A 20,982-nucleotide genomic window follows, 5' to 3' on the forward strand; every position below is an offset into this window, starting at 1 on the left:
ATCCGTCAGCGATGCCAGCTCCGGAAGTTCACGCGCGGCTGACGGGCGTCACGCGCATTTACGGTGCCGGCACGTCCGGCACCAAGCTGCATGCGCTCGGTCCGGTCGATCTCACGCTCGAACGGGGCGAGTTCTTCTCCGTGGTCGGCCCATCCGGCTGCGGCAAGTCGACCTTGCTCGATGTACTCGCTGGCCTTGCCGTCCCAACGGACGGCACGGTTGAGTTCGAGGGCAAGGCGATCCGCGGCGTGCCCGACGGCGTTGGCGTCGTCTTCCAGGAAGACGCCTCCTTCGCCTGGCTCACCGTGCGCGATAACGTCGCGTTCGGTTTGCGCCGCGCCGGCGTTGACGCCGCCGAGATTGCCCGGCGTGTCGACTACGCCATCGGCTTCATGGGGCTGCGCGATTTCGCCAATGCCTACCCCTCGCAGCTGTCCGGCGGCATGCGCCAGCGCGTCTGCATCGCCCGCACCCTGGTGCTACAGCCGCGGCTGATCCTGCTCGACGAGCCGTTCGGCGCGCTCGACCAGCAGACCCGGCTCCTCATGGGCGACGAATTGCTCCGCCTCTGGCGCGAAACCGGCGCGACGGTGCTGCTGATCACCCACGCGCTCGACGAGGCGGCGATGCTGTCCGACCGCGTCGGCGTGATGTCGGCCCGCCCCGGCGTCTTCATCGACTTTGTCGCCACCGGCTGGCCGCGCGAGCGCGACAGCCGCATCGTCTCGGATGCCCATTTCGGCGCCATCACGGCACGCCTCTGGGAAAAACTGCGGGCGGAATCGCTCAAAAGTCTCGGGTCGGCGCCATGACGCGGGAGGGCTGGATACGGCTCCTGATCGTCGCCGCCGCCATCGCGGCGCTCGAAGCGCTGTGCCGCACCGGACTCATTCACCGCACCGTGCTGCTGGCGCCGTCCGAGATGGTCGTGAGCCTCTGGCACATCCTCCAGGTGGGCGAACTCAACGACGACATTCTGTCGACCTTGCGCAATGTGCTGTTGTCGGCGGCGATCGCCAGCGTCCTCGGCTTCGCCCTCGGCGCCGTCATTCATGCGCTGCCGCGCGTGCGCCATGCGGTCGAGCCGCTGCTGGCGAGCTATTACGCCATCCCGACCTTCATGTTCTATCCGATCTTCATCGTCGTGTTCGGCGTCGGCACGCAGGCCATCATCGCCATCGCCGTGCTGCTGTCGATCGTCGCCATGATCACCGCGACGCTCACCGGGCTCGACCGCATCCCCCCGGTGCTGCGCAAGACCGCACGCGTGTTCCGCATGAGCCCGGCGAAGCGCGCCGTCATGGTCGACCTGCCGGCGGCGGCGCCTTACCTATTCACCGGCGTGAAGCTGACCTTCGCCTATTCGCTGATCGGCGTCATCGCCTCCGAATTCATCCTCTCGGGCGCCGGCATCGGCTACGCCATCGCCTATGCCTACAACAACTTCAACAATCCGCGCATGTACGGCCTGATGCTGCTCGTCATCATCGTCGCCGTCGCCGCCAACACGGCGCTCGACGCCGTCGACCGGCGGCTGCAAGCGCGGCTGCGGCGCTGAACGTCATGCGCAAGGCCGGAGATTTCCTCATCCTGATCGTGGCGCTGCTTGCCGTCTGGCAGGTGCTTCACATGATCGCCGGCGACACCACGCTGACCTCGCCGGCCGACACCTTCGCAAAACTCGGCGCGCTCATGCGCACCGGACAGTTCTGGGCCAACGTCGCCGAAACGGGTCAAGCCTTCGCCCTTGCCCTCGTGATCTCGATTATCGGCGGCGTCGGCATCGGCACCCTGCTCGGCCTCAACCGCACGTCGGGCACGGTTTCCGAGCCGATCCTGATCTCGCTCTATTCGCTGCCGAAGGTGACGCTGTATCCGCTGGTGCTGCTCTGCTTCGGCCTTGGCATGTCGGCCAAGGTTGCCTTCGGCGCCATGCACGGCTTGATCCCGGTCGCGCTTTTCACCATGAAAGCGATCATGCACATCAAGCCGGTCTATCTGCGTACCGCGCGGGCGCTGCGCCTGTCGCCCGGCCAAGTGGCCGCGACCATTGCCTTGCCCGCTGTGCTGCCGGAGGTCATGGCGGGCGCGCGGCTCGGCTTTTCGCTCAGCCTCCTCGGCGTGCTCATCGGCGAGATGTTCGCCTCGAAACGCGGCTTGGGTTTCATGATCAACAGCGCTATGGGCCTGGGCGACATCGCCACGATCATGGCCGTGGCGGTATTCCTGTCGGTTTTCGCCGTTGCCGCCAATGCACTGCTGCTCGTCATCGACCGCGCGATCCCGCGCTAAGAATAAACGACAAGGACGGCCCTATGCTTGACCTGTATCTCACCAATCGCCTGATCGACCTCTGGCTCGCCGAGGATATCGGCCACGGCGACATCACCTCCCTGACCATGATCGATGCTGACGCGACCGGTGCCTTCAACATGAATGCGCGCCAGCCGATCGCGGTCGCCGGTATCGAGGTCGCCGCCGCGTGCTTCCGCCGCTACGATCCCAGCCTCACGATCGAGGTCGTGGTCAAGGATGGCGACCGCGTGCCCGATAAGACCACCCTCTTGAAGGTGAAGGGTAAGGCCCGCAGCCTGCTCACGGTCGAACGCACGGCGCTCAACCTCGTGCAGCATCTTTCCGGCATCGCGACCGAGACCGCGCGCTGGATGGACGCGATCAAAGGCACCAAGGCCAAGCTGATCGACACGCGCAAGACGACCCCCGGCCTGCGCGCGCTGCAGAAGCACGCCGTCGTCTGCGGCGGCGGCGCCAACCACCGGCTCGGCCTCGATAGCGGCGTCATGATCAAGGACAACCACATCGCCGTTTGCGGCAGCATCGCCAAGGCGGTCGAGCGCGCCCGCGCCGGCGCACCGTCACTGGTGAAGATCGAGGTGGAGTGCGACCGCGTCGAACAGGTGAAGGAAGCGCTAGCGGCCAAGGCCGACGTCATCATGCTCGACAACATGTCGCTCGAGGACATGCGCACGGCGGTGAAGCTGGTCGACGGCCGCATTCCGCTGGAAGCGTCGGGCGGCGTGAAGTTCGACACGGTACGGGCGATTGCCGAAACGGGCGTGGACTTCATCTCGTCGAGCAAGATGATCCAGGGCTCGCCGGCGGTCGATATTGGTTTGGATGAGGCGTGATGTGATGATTTGTGTTGCAGAACGCCCGCGCCGCTCGCTCGGCTTCACCTCTCCGCTCGGGGGAGGGGTCGACGCGCGGAGCGCCTCGGGAGAGGGGGAGCCAAATTGCGAGGCCTTAAACCCCTCTCCCCAATCCTCTCCCCCAAGGGGAGACGGGGCGCTCCTGCGTTCGTGGCACTCTCTGAAAACAATACAGGCATAAGCCATGAAACCTGCTCCATTCATCCGCCACGTACCGAAGACGCTCGACGAAGCGGTGAAGATCCTCGCCGAGGTCGCGCCCGAGGACGGGCGCATCCTGGCCGGCGGCCAGAGCCTGGTGCCGATCATGGCCTTCCGACTGGCCAAGCCGGCGCATCTCGTCGACATCAATGAAGTCGAGGGCCTGGACAAGATATCGAGCGACGGCAAGACGCTGACGATCCGCGCGCGCGTGCGTCACGGCGCGTTTCACAAGCCGGTCGTCGACAATCCGCTCGGCGCCCTGCTCGCGTACGTCGCACGCCACATCGCGCATTATCCGATCCGCATGCGCGGCACCTATTGCGGCAGCTGCTCGCATGCCGACCCGTCGTCGGAGTGGTGCCTCACGGCCACGACGCTCGACGGCACGATGGTGGCCAAAAGCGTGCGTGGCGAGCGGCTCATCCCCGCCAGCGAATTCTTCGATAGCATCATGACGACGGCACTGAAGGAGGACGAACTCCTCGCCGAAGTACGCCTGCCCCTGCTCGCGCCCGACGCCAAGTTCGGCTTCTACGAATTCAGCCGCCGCGCCGGCGACTTTGCCATGAGTTCATCGCTCGTCACCTACCGGCTCGACGGCGGCTTCATGACCGATGTTCATGTTGGCGTCGGCGGCGCCGAGCCTCACCCCCGCCGCATCCCCGAGGCTGAAGCCGAGCTCACCGGCAAGGCGCCGAGTGACACCGTTTTCCGCGCGGCGGCCGAAGCAGCCGCCAACGCCGTCGATGCGATGGAAGATCATCAGACCACGGCCGAGTATCGCCGCGACCTCGTGCGCGCCGTGGTGCGCCGCGCGCTGGAGCACTCGCAAGCATGAGCGCGCGCGATGCACACACCAAAGGCTCCGGCCTGACCTGGGTCGGCCGAGCGATGCGGCGCGTGGAAGACCCGGCGCTGGTGACCGGCCAGGGACGGTTCACCGCCGACCTGCCCGCGGCGCACTGGGTGCGTTTCGTGCGCAGCCCGAATGCCGCCGGCAAGATCGAAAGCATCAAAGCGCCGGACGGCACGCTGGTGATCACGGCAGGCGACCTGAAGGGCGTGAAGCCGATCACCCCGATGCTGCACAAATTCGCGTACAAGCCGATCGGCCAGCCGGTCCTGGCGGACGGCGAGGTGCGTTTCGTCGGCGAGCCGGTCGCGGCCGTAGTGGCGGCGAGCGAAGAGGAGGCCGAGGACATCGCCGACGAAGTCGAGCTCACCATCGGCGACGCAACGCCGCTGATCGATGCGCTGGACGCGCTGAAGGACGGCGCACCGCAGATCCACAAGGAAGCGCCCGGCAACGTCATCCTCGAAGGCAAGATCAAGACGCCGGAGTTCGACGACGTCTGGAAGACCGCGCACACGATCGTCAAGGTTGATGCCCGCTCGCGCCGGCAGAACGCGACGCCGATGGAGCCGCGCGCCGCGCATGCGGCTTACGATGCCGCGACCGGCCGCGTGACGCTCACCTGCACGACGCAGATGCCGCATCTGATGCGTACCGCGATCGCCGACGTGCTCGGCATGCCGGAATCGGACCTGCGTGTGATCGCGCCCGATGTCGGCGGTGGCTTCGGCCAGAAGATGTCGCTCTCGGCAGAATTCGTCGTGCTGGTGTGGCTGGCGAAGAAGCTCAAGAGCTCGGTCGCCTGGACCGAGGACCGGCGCGAAAACCTGATCGCGTCCTTTCATTCGCGGGATCAGTACCTCGCGCTCGAAGGCGCCTTCGACAAGGACGCAAAGCTCCTCGCGCTGCGATTCGACATCGTGTCGAACATCGGCGCCTATTCGTGCTTCCCGACCACCTCGGGCGTCGAGCCGCTGATGGCGCTCGCGGAAATGCCAGGGCCATACGACTTCCGGCAATACGACAGCCGCGCCCGCGGCATTATCACCAACACCTGCACCATGGCGCCCTATCGCGGCGTCTCGCGTCCGACCATCACCTTCGCTCTCGAACGGCTGATGGACAAAGCGGCCCGCCGCTTCGGCCTCGACGCGGTCGATATTCGGCTTCGAAACCTGATCGATAACTTTCCCTACACCTCGGCGGCCGGCCTCAAGTTCGACGAGGGCACCTACAAACAGACTTTGCAGATGGCGACGCGGGCGATCGACCTGCCGGCGTTCCGCAAGCGGCAGGCGGAGGCACGCAAGCAGGGCCGCTATCTCGGCATCGGCTTGGCCACCTTCTCCGAGCGCACCGGCTACGGTAGCCCGGCCTTCGCCGCGCGCGGCATGGGCATCACGCCCGGCTGGGAGATCACGCACATCACCGTCGACCCCTCCGGCTTCATCGAAGCGCGCATCGGCGCATCACCGCACGGCCAGGGCCTGCGCACGACCTTGGCGCAGATCATCGCCGACGAACTCGGCGTCGACCCCTCCGTGATCAAGGTCATCCACGGCGACACCGACCGCGCGCCCTACGGCTTTGGCAGCTTCGCCAGCCGCTCGCTGGTCATCTCGGGTGGTGCCACCTTGATCGCGGCGCGCAAAGTGCGCGCCAAGCTTATCAAGCTCGCCAGTCATCTGCTCGAAGCCGCGCCCGACGACATCGTCCTCGAGCAAGGTCACGCCAAAGTCGCCGGCACCGATCGCTCGATCGCCATCGGCAAGATCGCGCGCGAGGCCTACACGCAGACGCATCGGTTCGGCGACATCGAGCCCGGCCTGACCGAGACCGGCACCTACGATCCGCCAGGGACCTTCTCCAATGCCTGCCATGTCGCCATTGTCGACGTCGATATCGAGACCGGCCGCACCACGGTCGAGAAGTTCGTCGTCGCCGAGGATGCCGGCAAGATCATCAATCCGATGATCGCTGACGGTCAGGTGCACGGCGGCGTGGCGCAAGGCATCGGCAACGCGCTGCTGGAAGAGATCATCTACGACGATCAGGGCGCGCCGCTGACCGCGACGCTCGCCGACTTCCTGCCGCCGACGGCGCACGAGATCCCGCCGATCGAACTGCACCACATCGAAACGGAATCGACGGAGTCGATCACCAAGGCCAAGGGGCTCGGCGAAGGCGGCCTGATCGGCGCGCCGGCGGCGGTGATCAACGCCATCAACGACGCGCTCAGCCCCTTCGATGTCGTCATCGATGAAATGCCCGCAACGCCGCAGCGCGTCCGCGCGGCATTGCGGCAGATGGGAGCGAAAGCATGAGCGCGTCCCGATTTGAGACGTCGTCCCCGCGAAGGCGGGGACCCAGTACCCACCGACCTCACGTCACGACAAACGCCGACGTTTGCTGGATGCCCGCTTGCGCGAGCATGACAGCCGTGGGTTTTGCGACAGGCTTACTCCAATGACCGACAAAATCGACATCACCCTCAACATCAACGGCCGCGATCACGCGATCAAGGTCGAGCCGCGGCGCACCTTGGCCGATGCCATCCGCGAGGACTGCGGCCAGACCGGCACGCATATCGGCTGCGAGCACGGCGTCTGCGGCGCCTGCACCGTCATCGTCGACGGCGCGCCGGTGCGCTCGTGCCTGATGTTCGCCGGCCAGGCTGAAGGCAAGAAGATCCGCACGGTGGAAGGGCTCGCCAAAGGCGAGGAGCTTCATCCGATGCAGCAGGCCTTCATGGACCACCACGGCCTGCAATGCGGCTTCTGCACGCCCGGCTTCCTGATGCTCGCGGTCGGCGTGCTCGAGCGCGAACCCGACATCAGCGACGAGGATTTGCTTGACGTGCTGTCGTCGAACCTGTGTCGCTGCACCGGCTACCAGAACATCATCAAGGCCGTGCGCGCCGCGGCCCAAGAGATGCGTAAGTGATGGTTTGGCCCTTGTCCCGTCACCCTGAGGTGCTCGCCGAAGGCGGGCCTCGAAGGGCGACGGCCGGGGCCGTTCATCCTTCGAGGGCTTCGCTTCGCGAAGCCACCTCAGGATGACGGAGAGACTCTGTGATGGGCTCGAATAAATTCATCGGCCGCTCGGTTGCCCGCCGCGAAGACCGGCCGCTGCTCACCGGCAAAGGGCGGTTCGCCGCCGACGTGTCGTTTCCAGGGCAGTGGACCATGCGCGTGGTGCGCTCGCCGGTCGCACACGGCCGCATCAGGGCCATCGACGCGGCGGCTGCGCTGGCGATGCCCGGCGTGCACGCAGTGTGGACCTATCCCGATATCGCGCATATTCCGCCTATCGGCTTTCGTCTCACCGGCCTGAAGTCGCTCGAGCCTTACCGCCAATACGCGTTGGCGAAGGATGTCGTGCGCTATGTCGGCGAACCGGTCGCGGTCGTCTTCGCCGCCGATCAATATGCGGCGGAAGACGCTGCCGACGCGGTCGAGCTCGATATCGAGCAGCTCGATCCGATCATGAGCGCGACGGTGCCGCCGGGCGTGTTCGAGGGCGAGCGGCTCACCGAACCGGACGTCTTGCGTAAGTCCTACGGCGATATCGACGCCGCCTTCCGCAACGCGCATGCCGTCGTCGCGCTCGATCTGTCGATCGGCCGCCATAGCGGCGTGATGATGGAGACGCGCGGCGCCATCGGCCGCTACGACGAAGCGCGCGACGTACTGGAGATGCACGGCGCGGCCAAGGTGCCGCACTGGAACCGCGCCAACCTCGCCACCATGCTGGGCCGGCCGTTGGATTCGGTGCAGCTCTACGAGGGGCACGTCGGCGGCGGCTTCGGCATCCGCGGCGAGCTCTACCCCGAGGACGTGCTGGTCTGCGCCGCCGCACTGCACTTCAAGACGCCGATCAAATGGATCGAGGACCGGCGCGAACACCTGATCTCGGCCAACCACTCGCGCCAGCAGACGCACCGCATCCGCGCCGCCATCGACAAGGACGGCCGCCTCCTCGGCATCGACAACGAGTTCTTCCACGACAACGGCGCTTATATGCGCACGCACGCGGCGACGGTGCCCGATCTCGCCGCCGCCATGCTGCCGGGGCCGTATCGCGTGCCCGCCTATCGCGCCGTCGGCCATATCCGGCTCACCAACAAGACGCCCTGCGGCACCTATCGCGCGCCCGGCCGCTACGAATCGACCTTCGTGCGCGAGCGGCTGATGGATGCGATCGCCGAGAGGATCGGCGTCGACAAGGTCGAAATCCGCCGCCGCAATCTCATCGCCAAGAGCGCCATGCCCTACACGCTCGGCCTCGACACGCTCGGCACGCACATCGTCTACGACTCCGGCGACTACGCCCTGCTCCTCGACAAGGCGCTGAAGGCCGCTGGCTGGGATGCGCTACAGGCCGACGCCAAGGCGCGCCGCGCCAAGGGTGAGAGGGTGGGCCTCGGCGTCGCCATGTTCGTCGAGAAGAGCGGGCTCGGCCCCTTCGACACGGTGCGCGTCACGGTGAAGCCGAACGGCATCGAGGTCGTCACCGGCGTCGCCTCCGTCGGCCAGGGCGTCGAGACGGTGATCGCGCAGATCTGCGCGGAAACCTTGGGCGTCGATTACGCGACCGTCGACGTCATCCACGGCCAAACCGACCGCATCGCGCGCGGCATGGGCGCGTTCGCCTCGCGCGTCACGGTGATGTGCGGCGAGGCCACGCGCCTTGCCGCCAGCAAACTTCGTGAGCAGGCGCTCGAAGCCGCCGCGCCCTTGATGCAGACCGAGCCGGCCAAGCTCGACATCGTCAACGGCGAGATCGTGCGCACGGACGGCACGGGTCCATCAATGACCTTGGCCGCGCTGGCGCAACAACTGCCGGACGGCCTGAGCGTCGAAGACACCTTCGAGTCCACGCACATGGTCTATCCTTACGGCGTCCATGTCGCGGCGGTGAAGGTCGACGCCGAAACCGGCGGCGTTACGATCGAGCGCTATCTGATGGCGTACGACGTCGGCAAAGCCGTCAATCCGAGGCTGGTCGAAGGGCAGATCGTCGGCGGCCTGGCGCAAGGCCTCGGCGGCGCGCTGTACGAGGAATTCCTCTACGACGAGGCCGGCGAGCCGCTCTCCGTCACCTTCGCGGACTATCTGATGCCGACCGCGCACGAAGTGCCGCAATCCACCGTGCTGTTGTCGGAGGACGCGCCGAGCCCGCTCAATCCGCTCGGCCTCAAGGGCGCCGGCGAAGGCGGCACCAATCCCGTCGGCGCGGTGATCGCGTCCGCGATCGACGACGCGCTCGGCCGCCCCGGCGCCGTGACGCAGTTGCCGATCACGCCCATGCGGCTGAAGGCGATCATCAATCGATAACGCATCGTCCGCGAAAGCGGACGGCATAACAGCAGCGAACTAGCCCAGCTTTTTCAGCAGCCGCGCCACCATGCGCTGCTCTTCTGCCGTCAGCGGCGCGAGCGTCACGGCACTGATGTCGCCGGCCGATTTCATCGCCTCTTCGGTGACGGCGCGACCGCGATCCGTCAGCGCAACGGCGCGCCGGCGGCGGTCCTTAGGATCGGCCAAGGCGCTGACGAAACCGCGAACGCCCAACCGATCGACGACGCCTTTGATGGTCGCGGCATCAAGGTAGATGAGGCGGCCGAGATGGTTCTGCGAGCACGGTCCGACCTCGTGCAGCTTAGCCAGCGCCGCGAACTGCGTCTGGGTCAGACCTTCCACCATGCGGCTGGTGAAGATCGCAGTATGACGCTGCACGGCGATGCGCAACAAGAAGCCGATCTGCTCGTCGAGCACATAGCGGACGGCCTCGGTCGCCTCCTGCGGGGTCCCCAAGACCTTGAGCTTGTCACGCGGCATTTTCAGAAATTTCCCTTTAAGCGTGTATTTCCACGCCTCGGCAAATCATGACGGGAATCCCCGCGCCGCGAAAGTCCTTTTTTGTCCCGCGCGGGGAAAACGTGAAACCGCCGCCCATCGCCTTTAGACCGTCAGATAAGCTTTTTGCACGTCCTGATCGGCGGCCAGCGCCTCCATCGATCCCTGCCAGTGGATCTGTCCCTTCTCGAGCACATACACGCGGTCGGACACCAGCTGCGCGAAATGAATATTCTGCTCGGATAGCAGGATCGACAGGCCCTCCTTCTTCAGTTCGACGATGGTGTTAGCCATCTGCTCCACGATCAGCGGCGCGACGCCCTCCGACGGCTCGTCAAGCAGCACCAGGAGCGGGTTCCCCATGAGGGTGCGTGCGACCGTGAGCATCTGTTGCTCGCCACCGCTCATACGGCCGCCCGGCCGGTTCGGCATCTCGCCGAGATTAGGAAAGAGCGTGAACAGCCGTTCCGGCGTCCAGACCGGGGCCGGCGTGCCGTCGGGAAATGCGCGCGGCGCCTGGCGGCCGATGTCGAGATTCTCCATCACCGTCAGATCCGCGAAAATGCGACGGTCTTCCGGGGTGAAGCCCAGACCGCGCCGCGCGATCTCGAACGGACGCTTGCGCGAAATGTCGTCGCCATTGAAGTGCACGGCACCCTGACGATCGACGAGACCCATGATCGCTTTCATGGTCGTGGTCTTGCCGGCGCCGTTGCGGCCCATCAGTGCCACCACCTCGCCGCGGCCGACCTCGAACGACAGATCGAACAGAATGCGCGCGGCGCCGTACCAGGCGCTCAGGTTCTCGATGGTGAGCATGGCGGTCATGGCGCGTGCACCTGAAAAGTCTTGCCCGTGCCGAAATAGACTTCCTTCACCTTGGCATCCTCGCGAATGGTCGCTGCGGTGCCGTCGGCGATCAGACGGCCGCGCGCCAACACGATGATGCGATCCGCGTAAGAGAACACGACATCCATCGAGTGCTCGGTGAACAACACCGAGATACCCCGTTCCAACACTAGGCGCTTGACCAGCGCGATCAGATCGTTGCGCTCGCGCGGCGCCATGCCGGCCGTCGGCTCATCCATCAACAGCAGGCGCGGATCGTTGACGAGCGCTATGGCGAGCTCGATACGCTTGACGTCGCCATAAGCAAGCTCGCGGCTCGGCCGATCGGCCGCGTCTTGCATACCGACCTGCGCCAAAAGCTCGATCGCGCGTTCCCGGTGCAGCGACGCCGCCGGGCGCCACAAACGATAAGTCTGCTGCGCGTGCGAGATCAGCGCCATCTGCACGTTCTCGACCACCGTCATCGAACCGAACGTCGCCGCCACCTGGAACGTACGGCCGACGCCGAGCCGCCAGATCTCGCGCGGTTCGAGGCCGGCGATGTTCTTGCCCTCGAACAGGATCTCGCCCGAATTTGGCTTGAGCTGACCGTTGATCATGTTGAAGCAGGTCGACTTGCCTGCGCCGTTCGGGCCGATCAGCGCCAGGAACTCCCCCTTGCCGATCTCGAACGACACCTCGTTGACAGCATGCACGCCGCCGAAGGTCTTGCTGAGCGAGCGAATGGCAAGAACGCTCATGATGAACGCCTCTTGCTGACAAGGGCATTGATGGCGCCGACGATGCCTTGCGGAAAGGCGAGCACGAGCACCAGGATGATGCCGCCGAGCAACGCGCGCCAATACTCGGTCTGGCGCATTACGGTGTCCTGCAACATCGCAAAAACCGAGGCGCCGACGATCGGTCCGGTCAGGGTCTGGATGCCGCCGAGCAGCACCATCACCAAGCCGTCGATGGAGCGGCCAACATGGATGGTTTCGGGTGAGATCGAGCCTTTGGCGAAGGCAAACAGGCCACCGGCGATGCCGCAGATGCAGCCCGCAACGGCAAAGCCGAGCCAATGGACGCGCTTCACGTCGATGCCGATGGCTTCGGCGCGGAGCGGCGAGTCGCGGCCCGCGCGCATCGCATAGCCGAAGGGCGCGAACAGGAAGCGCCGCAACAGCAGAATCGCGATCACCGCCAACGCCAGCGTGAGCAGGAAGAAGACCCACGCCTGATCGAAGGGCGGTTTCGGCCAGACGCCGATGACACCGTTGGAGCCACCGGTGAGGGCTTCCCATTGGAAGACGGCGGCCCAGACGATCTGGGCGAAGGCGAGCGTCAGCATGGCGAGGTAGACGCCCGAGAGGCGCACCGCGAACCAGCCGAACAGCAACGCGCCGACGAGGGCAACGACAGGGGCGGCGACCAACGCGACGCCCATCGGTGCCGCGAACCATTTCACCAGCAGCGCCGCGCCGTAGGCGCCCAAGCCGAAATAGGCGGCGTGGCCGAACGAATGCATGCCGCCCGGCCCCATGATGAAGTGGAGCGACGTTGCGAAAATAATGGCGATCAGCACGTCGATGGCCAACACGACGATATAAGGCGAGCCCTGCGCCAGGAACGGCAGACACAACAGCAGCACCAGAATCACGGCCCCGAGCACCTTGAGCATCGGCGTCGCCGGCCGGATCGGATCCTCCGGCTCGGCGATGGAGCGCACCGGCCCTTGTGGCCTGCCGAGCAGCCCGTAAGGCCGCACGATCAGCACGATCGCCATCACGAGGAATTCGGCAACGAGCGTGAACTTGGAGAAGTTCACGGTGACGAAACCGAAATCGACGACACCGAGGCCGATACACAGCGCCTTCACCTCGGCGATGATGACGGCGGCGAGATACGCACCCGTGATCGAACCCATGCCGCCGACCACGACCACGACGAAGGCGTCGCCGATGGCGACCAAGTCGGTCGCGAGATTGGCAGGCTCGCGCGCGACCTGCAGCGCGCCGCCGAGCCCAGCGAGCGCCGCGCCGAGCGCGAACACGGAGGTGAACAGGATCGCCTGATTGACGCCGAGCGCGCCGACCATCTCGCGGTCCTGCGTCGCCGCCCGGATCAAACGGCCGAAGCGCGTCTTCGCCAGCGCGAAGTGCAGGATGATCAGCACCGCCGGCCCGACGAAGATCAAAAAGAGGTCGTAGCTCGGCAGCCGCCGGCCGAATATCTCGATCGCGTTGCGCAAGCCCGGCGCGCGCGGACCAAGCAGGTCTTCCGGACCCCAGATATAGAGCGCCGCGTCGTTGAAGACGAGCACCAGCGCGAACGTGGCGAGGAGCTGAAACAGTTCGGGCGCGCGATAGATCCGCCGCAGCAGCAGGATCTCGATCAGCGCCCCCAGCACCGCGATGATGACGGCGGTGAGAACGATGCCGCCCCAGAAGCCGACGGCACCACCGATCTTGGTCACCAGCGAATAGGCGACATAGGTCCCGAGCATATACAGGGACCCGTGCGCGATATTGATGATGCGGGTGACGCCGAAGATCAGCGACAAGCCGACCGCGACAAAAAACAGGCCGGACGCGCTGGAGAGGCCGTTGAGCGCCTGGAAGAGGAGAGCGTTGAGGGTCATTGTTCGGTTCTTATCCCTCCCCCTCTTCGGGGAGGGTGGTCGGCGACGCCGACCGGGTGGGGATTTTCAAGTTAAGAGGATGCCCCACCCGGCTGCTCGCTTTGCTCGCAGCCACCCTCCCCTTTCAGGGGAGGGATCAGAAAACTAATTCGCGTCGGCCGGACGCAGCTTCTTCACTTCTTCGTCGCTGGGCAGAACGGATGCGCCGTCGACATACTTAAAGTCCGTCATGGTGCCCTTGCCGCCTTCGAGCGCAATCTTGCCGACGAAGGCGCCCATGGTGGCCTGATGGTCGCTGGCGCGGTATTCGAACGGCCCGAACGGGCTGTCGACCTTCAGGCCCTTGAAGGCTTCGACCAGCTTGTCGGTGTCGGTCGACTTCGCCTTGTTGATGCCGGCCGCCATCGACTTGATGGTGGAGTAGCCAACGATCGAGCCGAGGCGCGGATAGTCGTTGTACTTTTTCTGATACGCGGCGAGGAATGCCTTGTGCTCGGGCGTGGTGATCTTGTCCCACGGATAACCCGTGACGATCCAGCCGACCGGCGCCTCGTCCTTGAGCGGATCGAGATATTCGGGCTCGCCGGAGAGCAGGCTCACCACGACGCGGTCCTTGAACACGCCGCGGGTGTTGCCCTCACGCACGAATTTGGTCAGGTCGGGCCCGAACAGGACGTTGAAGATGGCGTCCGGCTTGGCGTCGTCGATCGCCTGCGCCACGGCGCCGGCATCGACCTTGCCGAGCGGCGGCGCCTGCTCGGTGACGAACTCGACATCGGGCTGCGCCTTCTTCAGCAGCGCCTTGAAGTTCTCGGCTGCCGACTGGCCATACTCGAAGTTCGGATAGACCAGCGCCCATTTCTTTTTCTTCGCCGCGATGGCGGCCGGCATCAGCATCGCCGTCTGCATGTAGGTCGTGGCACGCAGGCGATAGGTGTACTTGTTGCCGTTCTGCCAGGTGATCTTGTCGGTCAGCGGCTCGGCGGCGAGGAAGAACACCTTCTTCTGGCCGGCGAAGTTGGTGACCGCGAGACCGATATGCGACAGGAACGTGCCGGCGATGGCGACGACGCCTTCGCGCGTTACCAGCTCTTCCGCAACGCGCACGGCTTCGCCCGGATTGGCGCCGTCGTCACGCATGACGACTTCGAGTTTTTTGCCGAGGACGCCACCGCTGGCGTTCACCTCTTCCACGGCAAGTTCGAGCCCTTTTTTATAGGGATCGAGAAAGGCCGGCTGTGATTTGTAGCTGTTGAGCTCGCCGATCTTGATGGTGTCTTGCGCCGAAGCGGGCGCGGCAAGGCCGGCGGCGGCAAGGCCGGCCATTGCGAGCAAGAACAGATGAGGCTTCATGACAAACTCCCCTGCGTGGCGGTCCGCGCACTGTGATACGGGCCTGCGAGTTGATCAGTCTAGGATGTTCTGTCGCCTCCGGCTGGCGAACTTGTTTGTACGCAAATAGTCCGACTGCACCTCGTAACTGTCAAGCAAAGCATCGCGGCAACCGATGCCGCATTTTTACGCGATTAAGACGCCGCTCGCTCCGGACATTCCCGCGCAAGCGGGAGTCCAACGCCTCGCCCCCGCTTTCGCGGGGACGAGCGGGGCCAATGGCGTGCCGGCCGCGACTAGCCGAGCGGCTTGTCGCGGAAGCGATCCATCAGCGGCTTGTCCTGGCCGCCGTCGATCTCGATCATGGTGCCGTTGACCATCTCCATCAGCGGCGACGCCAGCATGACGACCAGCGAAGCGACTTCGTCGACTTCGGCGATGCGGCCGACGGGGATCGAGGCCGGCGCGAGTTGATCAGCCTGCTCGCGGGAGATCTTCATATCGCGCGCCATGGCGTCGACGAGGCCGGCCCAACGCTCGGTGCGCACCGGGCCCGGGTTGACCGCGACGAAGGTGATCTTGTCCTTGCCGTACTGGCCGGCGAGCGACATCGTCAGGTTCTGGCCGGCGGCGTTGGCGGCACCGGGGCAGATTTCCCAATACGAGGGCTTCACGCCGTCGTTGCCGATGAGGTTGACGACGCGGCCGCCGCCCTGGGCGCGCATGATCGGCAGCACGTAACGCAGGCAGCGCACGTAGCCCATGAACTTGAGCTGCAGGCCCTTTTCCCAATCGTCTTCCGTGAGATGCTCGATCACGCCGCCGGCAGCCGAACCGGCATTGTTGACCATGATGTCGATGCGGCCGAGCGCCTTGTGCGCCGCCTCGATGAACGCCTTGGCGTCCTTGTCGCTGCGCAGGTCGGCCGTGATCGGAATGATCTTGCGGCCGGTCTCCTTGGCGAGTTCGGCGGCCGCCGCCTCCAGCGGCTCTTTGCGGCGCGCGCAGATCGCGACGTCGACGCCTTCCTTGGCGAGCAGACGCGCGATGCCCTTACCGATGCCTTCGCTGCCGCCGGTGACGACTGCAGTCTTACCCTTCAGCATAAGATCCATGACAACACTCTCCGTTTGAGCTGACTAATTCTGTTTGACCGGCGCGCGGTGCGACATCCAACGGCCGGCTTCGGACGCCGAGATAAGGTCGGCCAGCGCGGCATTGAACGCGGCTGGCTCCTCGCTGGTGATGGTGTGGCCAGAGCGCGGAATGACGAGAAGACCAGCGGTCGGGACCGTGCGCTTGAGGAAGATGCTGGGATCGAGGCACCAGTCGTCCTCGTCTCCGACGATGATCAGGAGTGGCGGCGCGAACGCCTTGAGCTGGGCTTCCATCTCCCACAACGACGGACGCTTGGCCTGCAATTCACGCATCGTGAGCGCGTGACCGACGGGCGAATGCTCCGCCAGCATCTTGGCGAATTCAGCGAAACCGCGCGGATCCTTGTATTTGTGCGTCTGCCGCGTCGCACCATCGGCATAACGCGCGGCGGCCGTGGGGAAATCGACGGTCTCGAACATCTTGGCCGTCTCGCGCGATGCGGCGCGGCCTTGTTCGACGAAATTCATATCCGGGCTCGAGCCGTAGCCGCAGCTTGCCGCGGTGACCGAGAGACAGCGTTGCGGGTGATGGATGCCGACATGCAGCGCCGTCGAGGCGCCCATGGAGTGACCGACGATGTGGGCCTTGTCGATGTTCAGCGCGTCCATCAACGCGATGACGTCGTCACGGGCGATGTCCTGCCCATACTTTGCGCCGTCAGTGGGCACGTCCGAAGGTGGATAACCGCGCTGCGAGAAAGTGACGCAGCGATGCGCCCGCGAGAAGTACCGCATCTGCGGCTCCCAAGTGCGCCAGTCGCCGGCGTACTCGTGAACGAAAACGATCGGCGTCCCCTGCCCGGCCTCTTCGTAATAGAGGCGTGTGCCGTCGCGCGCGCTGATATGCGGCATTCAGGTCCCCTGTTTTTCCGGCCAATAATTGTTTGCACACAAATGAACGGGAGTAAAGCCTGTCACATCCGACGCATCCGTAAATTCTCGCGCAACGTGCAAGGCCTCGGCTTACGGACTCAAACGGCGATTGCGCTTTGGTGCAAGAGCAGGCCCAATGCCGGAGAAGCTGCGGCGCCATCACGACCGCAGCTCACATAAAATTCGGGAGGGACTATCGATGTTGTCCGTAACACGGCGCGGCCTCGCCGCGCTCACTTCAGCCTTGGCGATCGCCGCCGCGATAGGCATCGCGGTGCCGGCCAAGGCCCAGCAAAAGCCAGTAATCAAAGTATCCAGCCTGACCTTGCCGGTGTTCAATCCGTTGGTCTGGAATGTCATGAAAGCGCGTGGCATCGACGCCAAGCATGGATTCGAACTCGACGCGCGGCCTTACCCATCCATCTCCGCTTTCTACGCCGCCTTCGCCACCGGCGAGACCGACGTGTTGATCGGTGGACCGACGATCTTCCAGAAGCTGGCGCAGGAAGGCGTGCCCGTGCGCATCATCGGCACCGGTTTTACCCTCGCCGATCTGGTGATCTTCGCCAAGGACCCGGCGATCAAGTCGCTCGCCGACCTCAAAGGCAAACAACTCGCCGCCGACATGGGCGGCTCGCAATTCCAGGTCGTCAAAATCTACGCCAATGCCAAGGGCATCGATCTCGGCAAGGACATCACGGTCGTCAACGCCAACTTCGCCGTGGCGCGCGCGCAGCTCGAGGCCGGCCGGGTCGACGCTGCGCTGGTGATCGAGCCGCTTGCCAGCATCATTCTCAAGCAAAATCCGGACTGGAAGGTGATCTTCAACGGCGCCGAAGGCTGGAAGGAAATCACCGGCGAAGCCGGCTGGGAGATCGTGCCGGCCATGCGCGCCGACGCCATCGCCAAGAATCCGAGAGCGCCGCAAATGCTGCTGGCCGCGCTGCAGGACGTGGCTGCGGTCTTCGAAAAGGAAACGGCGGCGGCCGACAAGATCGCCAATGAAACCTTGAAGCTGCCGCCGGGCATCCTCACGGCGGCGGTTGAGAGCAAACGCCTGCAGATGATCGTCAAACCGGCATGGGAGCCGGCGACGAAAAAGTCCATCACCGACATGATGGAACGCGCCGTGAAAGCCGGCTTCTACGAGAAGATGCCCGACCCGAGCATCATCTACGCGCCGTAAGCCGCCAATCCCCGCCTGCGTCTGCCTCACCGGGCGACGCAGGCGGCGGATGCCGCCACGCTCGCCTGCGGCGAGATGCAGCCATGCCCACCACTTTTAATTATTTGCACACAAACGAATGGCGTTTACACTTTTCGTGCCGGATCAACTGCTCGCCCTCTTTGCCGAGATCGAGCCGCTGCGTGCACCGCGGCCGCGTGGAGCGCTCTTTGCATGTCGTTGAAGAGCCAGCCTTACGCGTCCGCACTGAGGCACTGCACGAAAGGAATTAGCTCATGATCGCATTCACCCGGCGCTCCATCGGCGCCTTAGCCGCGGGCCTGGCCTTGGCCGCGACGTCGATCCTCGTCACGCCGGTCCACGCGCAGCAAAAGCCCGTCATCAAGGTGTCGAGCCTGACCTTGCCGGTGTTCGCGCCGCTGCTCTGGAACGTCATCAAGGCGCGCGGCCTCGACGCGAAACATGGCTTTGAGCTGGAGATACGGCCCTATCCGTCGATCTCGGCCTATTACGCCGCCTTCGCCACGGGCGAGACCGATGCGCTGGTCGGCGGCCCGACCGTATTCCAGAAGCTCGCGCAGGAAGGCGTGCCGGTGCGCATCATCGGCTCGGCGATCACCCTCGCCGACCTCGTCGTGTTCGCCAAAGACCCGGCGATCAAGTCGCTCGCCGACCTGAAGGGCAAGCAGATCGCCGCCGACATGGGCAGCGGCCAATTCCAGGTGGTCAAAATCTACGCCAACGCCAAGGGCATCGACCTCGGCAAGGATGTCGCCGTCGTCAACGCCAACTTCGCCGTGGCGCGCGCGCAGTTGGAGGCCGGCCGCGTCGATGCGGCCATGGTGATCGAGCCGCTCGCCAGCATCATCCTCAAGCAGAACCCGGACTCGAAGATCATCTTCAACGGCGCGGCAGGCTGGAAGGAAGTGACCGGCAGCGACGGCTGGGAGTTGGTGCCCGCGATGCGCGCCGACGCGATCCAGCGCGTGCCGAATGCCCCGAAGATGCTGCTCGCCGCGCTCGCCGATGCCGCCGAGGTGATCCACAAAGAAACGGCCGCCGCCGACCAGATTGCCGCGGAAACGTTGAAACTGCCGCCGGGCATCCTCACGGCCGCGGTCGACAGCAAGCGCCTGCAGGCCGAGGTCAAGCCGGCTTCAGACGCCGCGGTGCGCAAATCGCTGCTCGACATGATGGAGCGCGCGGTGAAGGCCGGCTTCCTTGAAAAGACGCCCGACCCGAGCATCATCTACACACCCTGACAACGGAACGCCGAGTTATGGCCCTCGAGGAGCATCGCGAGTCTGTCCCCGTCTTGAGTTTTCCGCGGCAGACTCTCGTTTCCCTGCTCATCTTCGCCATCGTCTGGGAGGCGATGTCGTATTTCGCCCCCAGTCTTGGCATTCCGCCCTTCGCCATCCCGAGTTGGCTGAAGATCGCCAAGAGCATCGCCACCATCACGCCCATTGACGTGGTGGTGACCTTGGCCCGCGTCGTCGGCGCGTTGATCGTCTCCTTCGTGCTGGGCCTCGCATTGGCGATGGCCATGTACCGGTCGGAGACGCTCGATAAATACGTTCATCCGATGGTCCGCATTCTGATGGCGGTGCCGGTCGTCTCCTGGATCCTGTTCGCGGTGCTGTGGTTCCCCGGCGTCGAATTCCGCATCGGCTTCGTGCTGGTCGTGGTGTGCGGCCCGGTGTTCCTGGTCGATACGCTCGACGCCATGCGCAACGTGCCGCGCGAATTGCGGCACATGATGCGCTCGTTCCGGCCGACGACCTTACAGTTCTTCCTGAAGCTGATGCTGCCAGCCATCGTGCCGACCATCTTCACGAGCTGGAAGGTGAACATCAGCCTCGCCATTCGCGTCGTCACCATCGCCGAACTGGTCGGCGCGGTGACCGGCATCGGCCATCAGCTGTCGGTGGCGCAGGAATTGTTCTCGGTCTCCGACGTGTTCGCCTGGACCATCGTCCTGGTCGCTCTTCTCTTCGTGCTCGAGGCGCTGGTCGCGCGCATCGAGCACCGACTGCTCAGGTGGCGGACATGAACACGACAATGAGCGGACCGCCGACCATCGAAGTGCGCGGCTTGCGCAAGGTGTTCCGGCAGGCCACCTCCGGCCAGCAGGTCATCGCCATCGACCGGCTCGATCTCACCATCCAGCCGAAGGAAGTCATCGCCATCGTCGGCCAGACCGGTTGCGGCAAGTCGACTTTTTTCGACATGATGATCGGGCTGGAGCCGCCGACGGAAGGCTACATCCACATCGGCGACAAGAGCCCTTACGGCGACTTCGACTTTTTCCGCGGCAAGATGGCGACGGTGTTTCAGCAGGACCGGCTGCTGCCGTGGCGCACCGCGCTCGACAACGCAAAGCTGCCGCTCGAACTGATGGGCAAACCCGAAGAGGAGCAGCGCGAACGCGCATTGACCTGGCTGAACAAGCTGGGCCTGTCCAACTTCGTCAACGCCTATCCGCATGAGCTGTCGGGCGGCATGCGTCAGCGCGTGGCGATCGCGCGCGCCTTCGCGGTGCAGCCGGAGATATTGCTTGCCGACGAAGCCTTCGGCCATCTCGATGAGGTGACAGCGGCCGAACTGCGCGACACATTCCTGAAGCTCGCGCGCGAAAGCGGCGCCACCGCCATCCTGATCACGCACCAGCTCGAGGAAGCCATCGCCGTCGGCGACCGCATCGCCGTATTCGGCAAGTCGGCGAAGCTGCTCGCCGATATTCATGTCGAGCAATGGCCGAAGGAGCGCTATGGCGAGTTACGCGAAGCGATCCAGGCAACGCTGCAGAGCCAATCCGCCGATCCGAGATTGAACGGAGGTTGACCCGCGAGCGCCGTCACCCTTCGAGGCCCGCGCTTA

19 protein-coding genes are annotated in these 20,982 nt (G+C 64.9%); 12 read left to right on the forward strand and 7 right to left on the reverse strand.

Features of this window, described 5'->3' with window-relative positions:
- Positions 1-11: 11 nt before the first annotated feature.
- From DW352_RS15705 to DW352_RS15740, 8 genes are all read left to right on the forward strand, one after another.
- A complete protein-coding gene (locus DW352_RS15705) occupies positions 12-812 on the forward strand; it encodes an ABC transporter ATP-binding protein (protein WP_245434128.1) in 801 nt (266 codons plus the stop codon).
- Complete coding sequence (locus DW352_RS15710; protein WP_115692221.1) at positions 809-1,558, forward strand: ABC transporter permease; 750 nt, start codon at positions 809-811, stop codon at positions 1,556-1,558. Before DW352_RS15705 ends, DW352_RS15710 begins: the two co-directional genes overlap by 4 nt.
- A 5-nt stretch (positions 1,559-1,563) precedes the next feature.
- The gene (locus tag DW352_RS15715; RefSeq protein WP_115692222.1) at positions 1,564-2,292 is read left to right on the forward strand and encodes an ABC transporter permease; all 729 of its coding nucleotides are present in this window, start codon (positions 1,564-1,566) and stop codon (positions 2,290-2,292) included.
- A gap of 23 nt (positions 2,293-2,315) precedes the next feature.
- The gene (gene nadC, locus DW352_RS15720; protein ID WP_115692223.1) at positions 2,316-3,149 is read left to right on the forward strand and encodes a carboxylating nicotinate-nucleotide diphosphorylase; all 834 of its coding nucleotides are present in this window, start codon (positions 2,316-2,318) and stop codon (positions 3,147-3,149) included.
- A 205-nt stretch (positions 3,150-3,354) separates the two neighbouring features.
- Positions 3,355-4,212: an FAD binding domain-containing protein gene (locus DW352_RS15725; protein WP_115692224.1), complete on the forward strand. Its 858-nt coding sequence runs from the start codon at positions 3,355-3,357 to the stop codon at positions 4,210-4,212.
- The gene (locus DW352_RS15730; RefSeq protein ID WP_115692225.1) at positions 4,209-6,551 is read left to right on the forward strand and encodes a xanthine dehydrogenase family protein molybdopterin-binding subunit; all 2,343 of its coding nucleotides are present in this window, start codon (positions 4,209-4,211) and stop codon (positions 6,549-6,551) included. The genes DW352_RS15725 and DW352_RS15730 overlap by 4 nt, the downstream gene beginning before the upstream one ends.
- 142 nt (positions 6,552-6,693) lie before the next feature.
- Positions 6,694-7,170 carry a (2Fe-2S)-binding protein gene (locus tag DW352_RS15735; RefSeq protein ID WP_115692226.1) on the forward strand — a complete coding sequence of 159 codons (477 nt, stop codon included), beginning with the start codon at positions 6,694-6,696 and terminating at the stop codon, positions 7,168-7,170.
- 131 nt (positions 7,171-7,301) lie between these two features.
- Positions 7,302-9,563 (forward strand): xanthine dehydrogenase family protein molybdopterin-binding subunit, encoded by a 2,262-nt coding sequence (locus DW352_RS15740; RefSeq protein WP_115692227.1) that lies wholly within the window; start codon positions 7,302-7,304, stop codon positions 9,561-9,563.
- 39 nt (positions 9,564-9,602) lie between these two features.
- On the opposite strand, the gene DW352_RS15745 is transcribed toward DW352_RS15740, so the two are convergent.
- The 7 genes from DW352_RS15745 to DW352_RS15775 form a co-directional block, all read right to left on the reverse strand.
- Positions 9,603-10,067 (reverse strand): MarR family winged helix-turn-helix transcriptional regulator, encoded by a 465-nt coding sequence (locus DW352_RS15745; protein WP_115692228.1) that lies wholly within the window; start codon positions 10,065-10,067, stop codon positions 9,603-9,605.
- A gap of 123 nt (positions 10,068-10,190) precedes the next feature.
- Positions 10,191-10,904, reverse strand: a complete 714-nt coding sequence (locus DW352_RS15750) for an ABC transporter ATP-binding protein (RefSeq protein ID WP_210210003.1) — start codon at positions 10,902-10,904, stop codon at positions 10,191-10,193.
- 5 nt (positions 10,905-10,909) lie between these two features.
- Entirely contained in the window at positions 10,910-11,674 is a 765-nt protein-coding gene (locus tag DW352_RS15755; protein ID WP_115692230.1) for an ABC transporter ATP-binding protein, read from the reverse strand.
- Positions 11,671-13,554, reverse strand: coding sequence for an ABC transporter permease (locus DW352_RS15760; RefSeq protein ID WP_115692231.1), 1,884 nt, complete (start codon positions 13,552-13,554; stop codon positions 11,671-11,673). Before DW352_RS15760 ends, DW352_RS15755 begins: the two co-directional genes overlap by 4 nt.
- A 144-nt stretch (positions 13,555-13,698) precedes the next feature.
- Positions 13,699-14,907: an ABC transporter substrate-binding protein gene (locus DW352_RS15765; protein ID WP_115692232.1), complete on the reverse strand. Its 1,209-nt coding sequence runs from the start codon at positions 14,905-14,907 to the stop codon at positions 13,699-13,701.
- Between the two features lie 275 nt (positions 14,908-15,182).
- Positions 15,183-16,001, reverse strand: a complete 819-nt coding sequence (locus DW352_RS15770) for an SDR family NAD(P)-dependent oxidoreductase (protein ID WP_115692233.1) — start codon at positions 15,999-16,001, stop codon at positions 15,183-15,185.
- A 24-nt stretch (positions 16,002-16,025) separates the two neighbouring features.
- Positions 16,026-16,895 (reverse strand): alpha/beta fold hydrolase, encoded by an 870-nt coding sequence (locus DW352_RS15775; RefSeq protein ID WP_115692234.1) that lies wholly within the window; start codon positions 16,893-16,895, stop codon positions 16,026-16,028.
- Between the two features lie 220 nt (positions 16,896-17,115).
- On the opposite strand from DW352_RS15775, the gene DW352_RS15780 reads away from it, so the two are divergent.
- The 4 genes from DW352_RS15780 (at position 17,116) to DW352_RS15795 (ending at position 20,946) form a co-directional block, all read left to right on the forward strand.
- Entirely contained in the window at positions 17,116-18,102 is a 987-nt protein-coding gene (locus tag DW352_RS15780; protein ID WP_162826994.1) for an ABC transporter substrate-binding protein, read from the forward strand.
- Positions 18,103-18,377: 275 nt separating this feature from the next.
- Complete coding sequence (locus DW352_RS15785) at positions 18,378-19,364, forward strand: ABC transporter substrate-binding protein (protein WP_115692236.1); 987 nt, start codon at positions 18,378-18,380, stop codon at positions 19,362-19,364.
- A gap of 17 nt (positions 19,365-19,381) precedes the next feature.
- Positions 19,382-20,155, forward strand: a complete 774-nt coding sequence (locus DW352_RS15790; protein WP_115692237.1) for an ABC transporter permease — start codon at positions 19,382-19,384, stop codon at positions 20,153-20,155.
- Positions 20,152-20,946, forward strand: coding sequence for an ABC transporter ATP-binding protein (locus DW352_RS15795; protein ID WP_245434129.1), 795 nt, complete (start codon positions 20,152-20,154; stop codon positions 20,944-20,946). The genes DW352_RS15790 and DW352_RS15795 overlap by 4 nt, the downstream gene beginning before the upstream one ends.
- The last annotated feature ends 36 nt before the right edge of the window (positions 20,947-20,982 follow it).

Origin of the sequence: Pseudolabrys taiwanensis (genome assembly GCF_003367395.1) — a bacterium.
Classification (GTDB): Bacteria; Pseudomonadota; Alphaproteobacteria; order Rhizobiales; family Xanthobacteraceae; genus Pseudolabrys; species Pseudolabrys taiwanensis.

Coding starts and splice junctions, on each gene's coding strand:
- DW352_RS15705 (WP_245434128.1), top strand. CDS start 12: ATGCCAGCTCCGGAAGTTCACGCGCGGCTGACGGGCGTCACGCGCATT.
- DW352_RS15745 (WP_115692228.1), bottom strand. CDS start 10,067: ATGCCGCGTGACAAGCTCAAGGTCTTGGGGACCCCGCAGGAGGCGACC.
- DW352_RS15755 (WP_115692230.1), bottom strand. CDS start 11,674: ATGAGCGTTCTTGCCATTCGCTCGCTCAGCAAGACCTTCGGCGGCGTG.
- DW352_RS15785 (WP_115692236.1), top strand. CDS start 18,378: ATGATCGCATTCACCCGGCGCTCCATCGGCGCCTTAGCCGCGGGCCTG.
- DW352_RS15790 (WP_115692237.1), top strand. CDS start 19,382: ATGGCCCTCGAGGAGCATCGCGAGTCTGTCCCCGTCTTGAGTTTTCCG.
- DW352_RS15765 (WP_115692232.1), bottom strand. CDS start 14,907: ATGAAGCCTCATCTGTTCTTGCTCGCAATGGCCGGCCTTGCCGCCGCC.
- DW352_RS15780 (WP_162826994.1), top strand. CDS start 17,116: ATGTTGTCCGTAACACGGCGCGGCCTCGCCGCGCTCACTTCAGCCTTG.
- DW352_RS15760 (WP_115692231.1), bottom strand. CDS start 13,554: ATGACCCTCAACGCTCTCCTCTTCCAGGCGCTCAACGGCCTCTCCAGC.
- DW352_RS15750 (WP_210210003.1), bottom strand. CDS start 10,904: ATGCTCACCATCGAGAACCTGAGCGCCTGGTACGGCGCCGCGCGCATT.
- DW352_RS15775 (WP_115692234.1), bottom strand. CDS start 16,895: ATGCCGCATATCAGCGCGCGCGACGGCACACGCCTCTATTACGAAGAG.
- DW352_RS15715 (WP_115692222.1), top strand. CDS start 1,564: ATGCGCAAGGCCGGAGATTTCCTCATCCTGATCGTGGCGCTGCTTGCC.
- DW352_RS15770 (WP_115692233.1), bottom strand. CDS start 16,001: ATGGATCTTATGCTGAAGGGTAAGACTGCAGTCGTCACCGGCGGCAGC.
- DW352_RS15710 (WP_115692221.1), top strand. CDS start 809: ATGACGCGGGAGGGCTGGATACGGCTCCTGATCGTCGCCGCCGCCATC.
- DW352_RS15735 (WP_115692226.1), top strand. CDS start 6,694: ATGACCGACAAAATCGACATCACCCTCAACATCAACGGCCGCGATCAC.
- nadC (WP_115692223.1), top strand. CDS start 2,316: ATGCTTGACCTGTATCTCACCAATCGCCTGATCGACCTCTGGCTCGCC.
- DW352_RS15740 (WP_115692227.1), top strand. CDS start 7,302: ATGGGCTCGAATAAATTCATCGGCCGCTCGGTTGCCCGCCGCGAAGAC.
- DW352_RS15730 (WP_115692225.1), top strand. CDS start 4,209: ATGAGCGCGCGCGATGCACACACCAAAGGCTCCGGCCTGACCTGGGTC.
- DW352_RS15795 (WP_245434129.1), top strand. CDS start 20,152: ATGAACACGACAATGAGCGGACCGCCGACCATCGAAGTGCGCGGCTTG.
- DW352_RS15725 (WP_115692224.1), top strand. CDS start 3,355: ATGAAACCTGCTCCATTCATCCGCCACGTACCGAAGACGCTCGACGAA.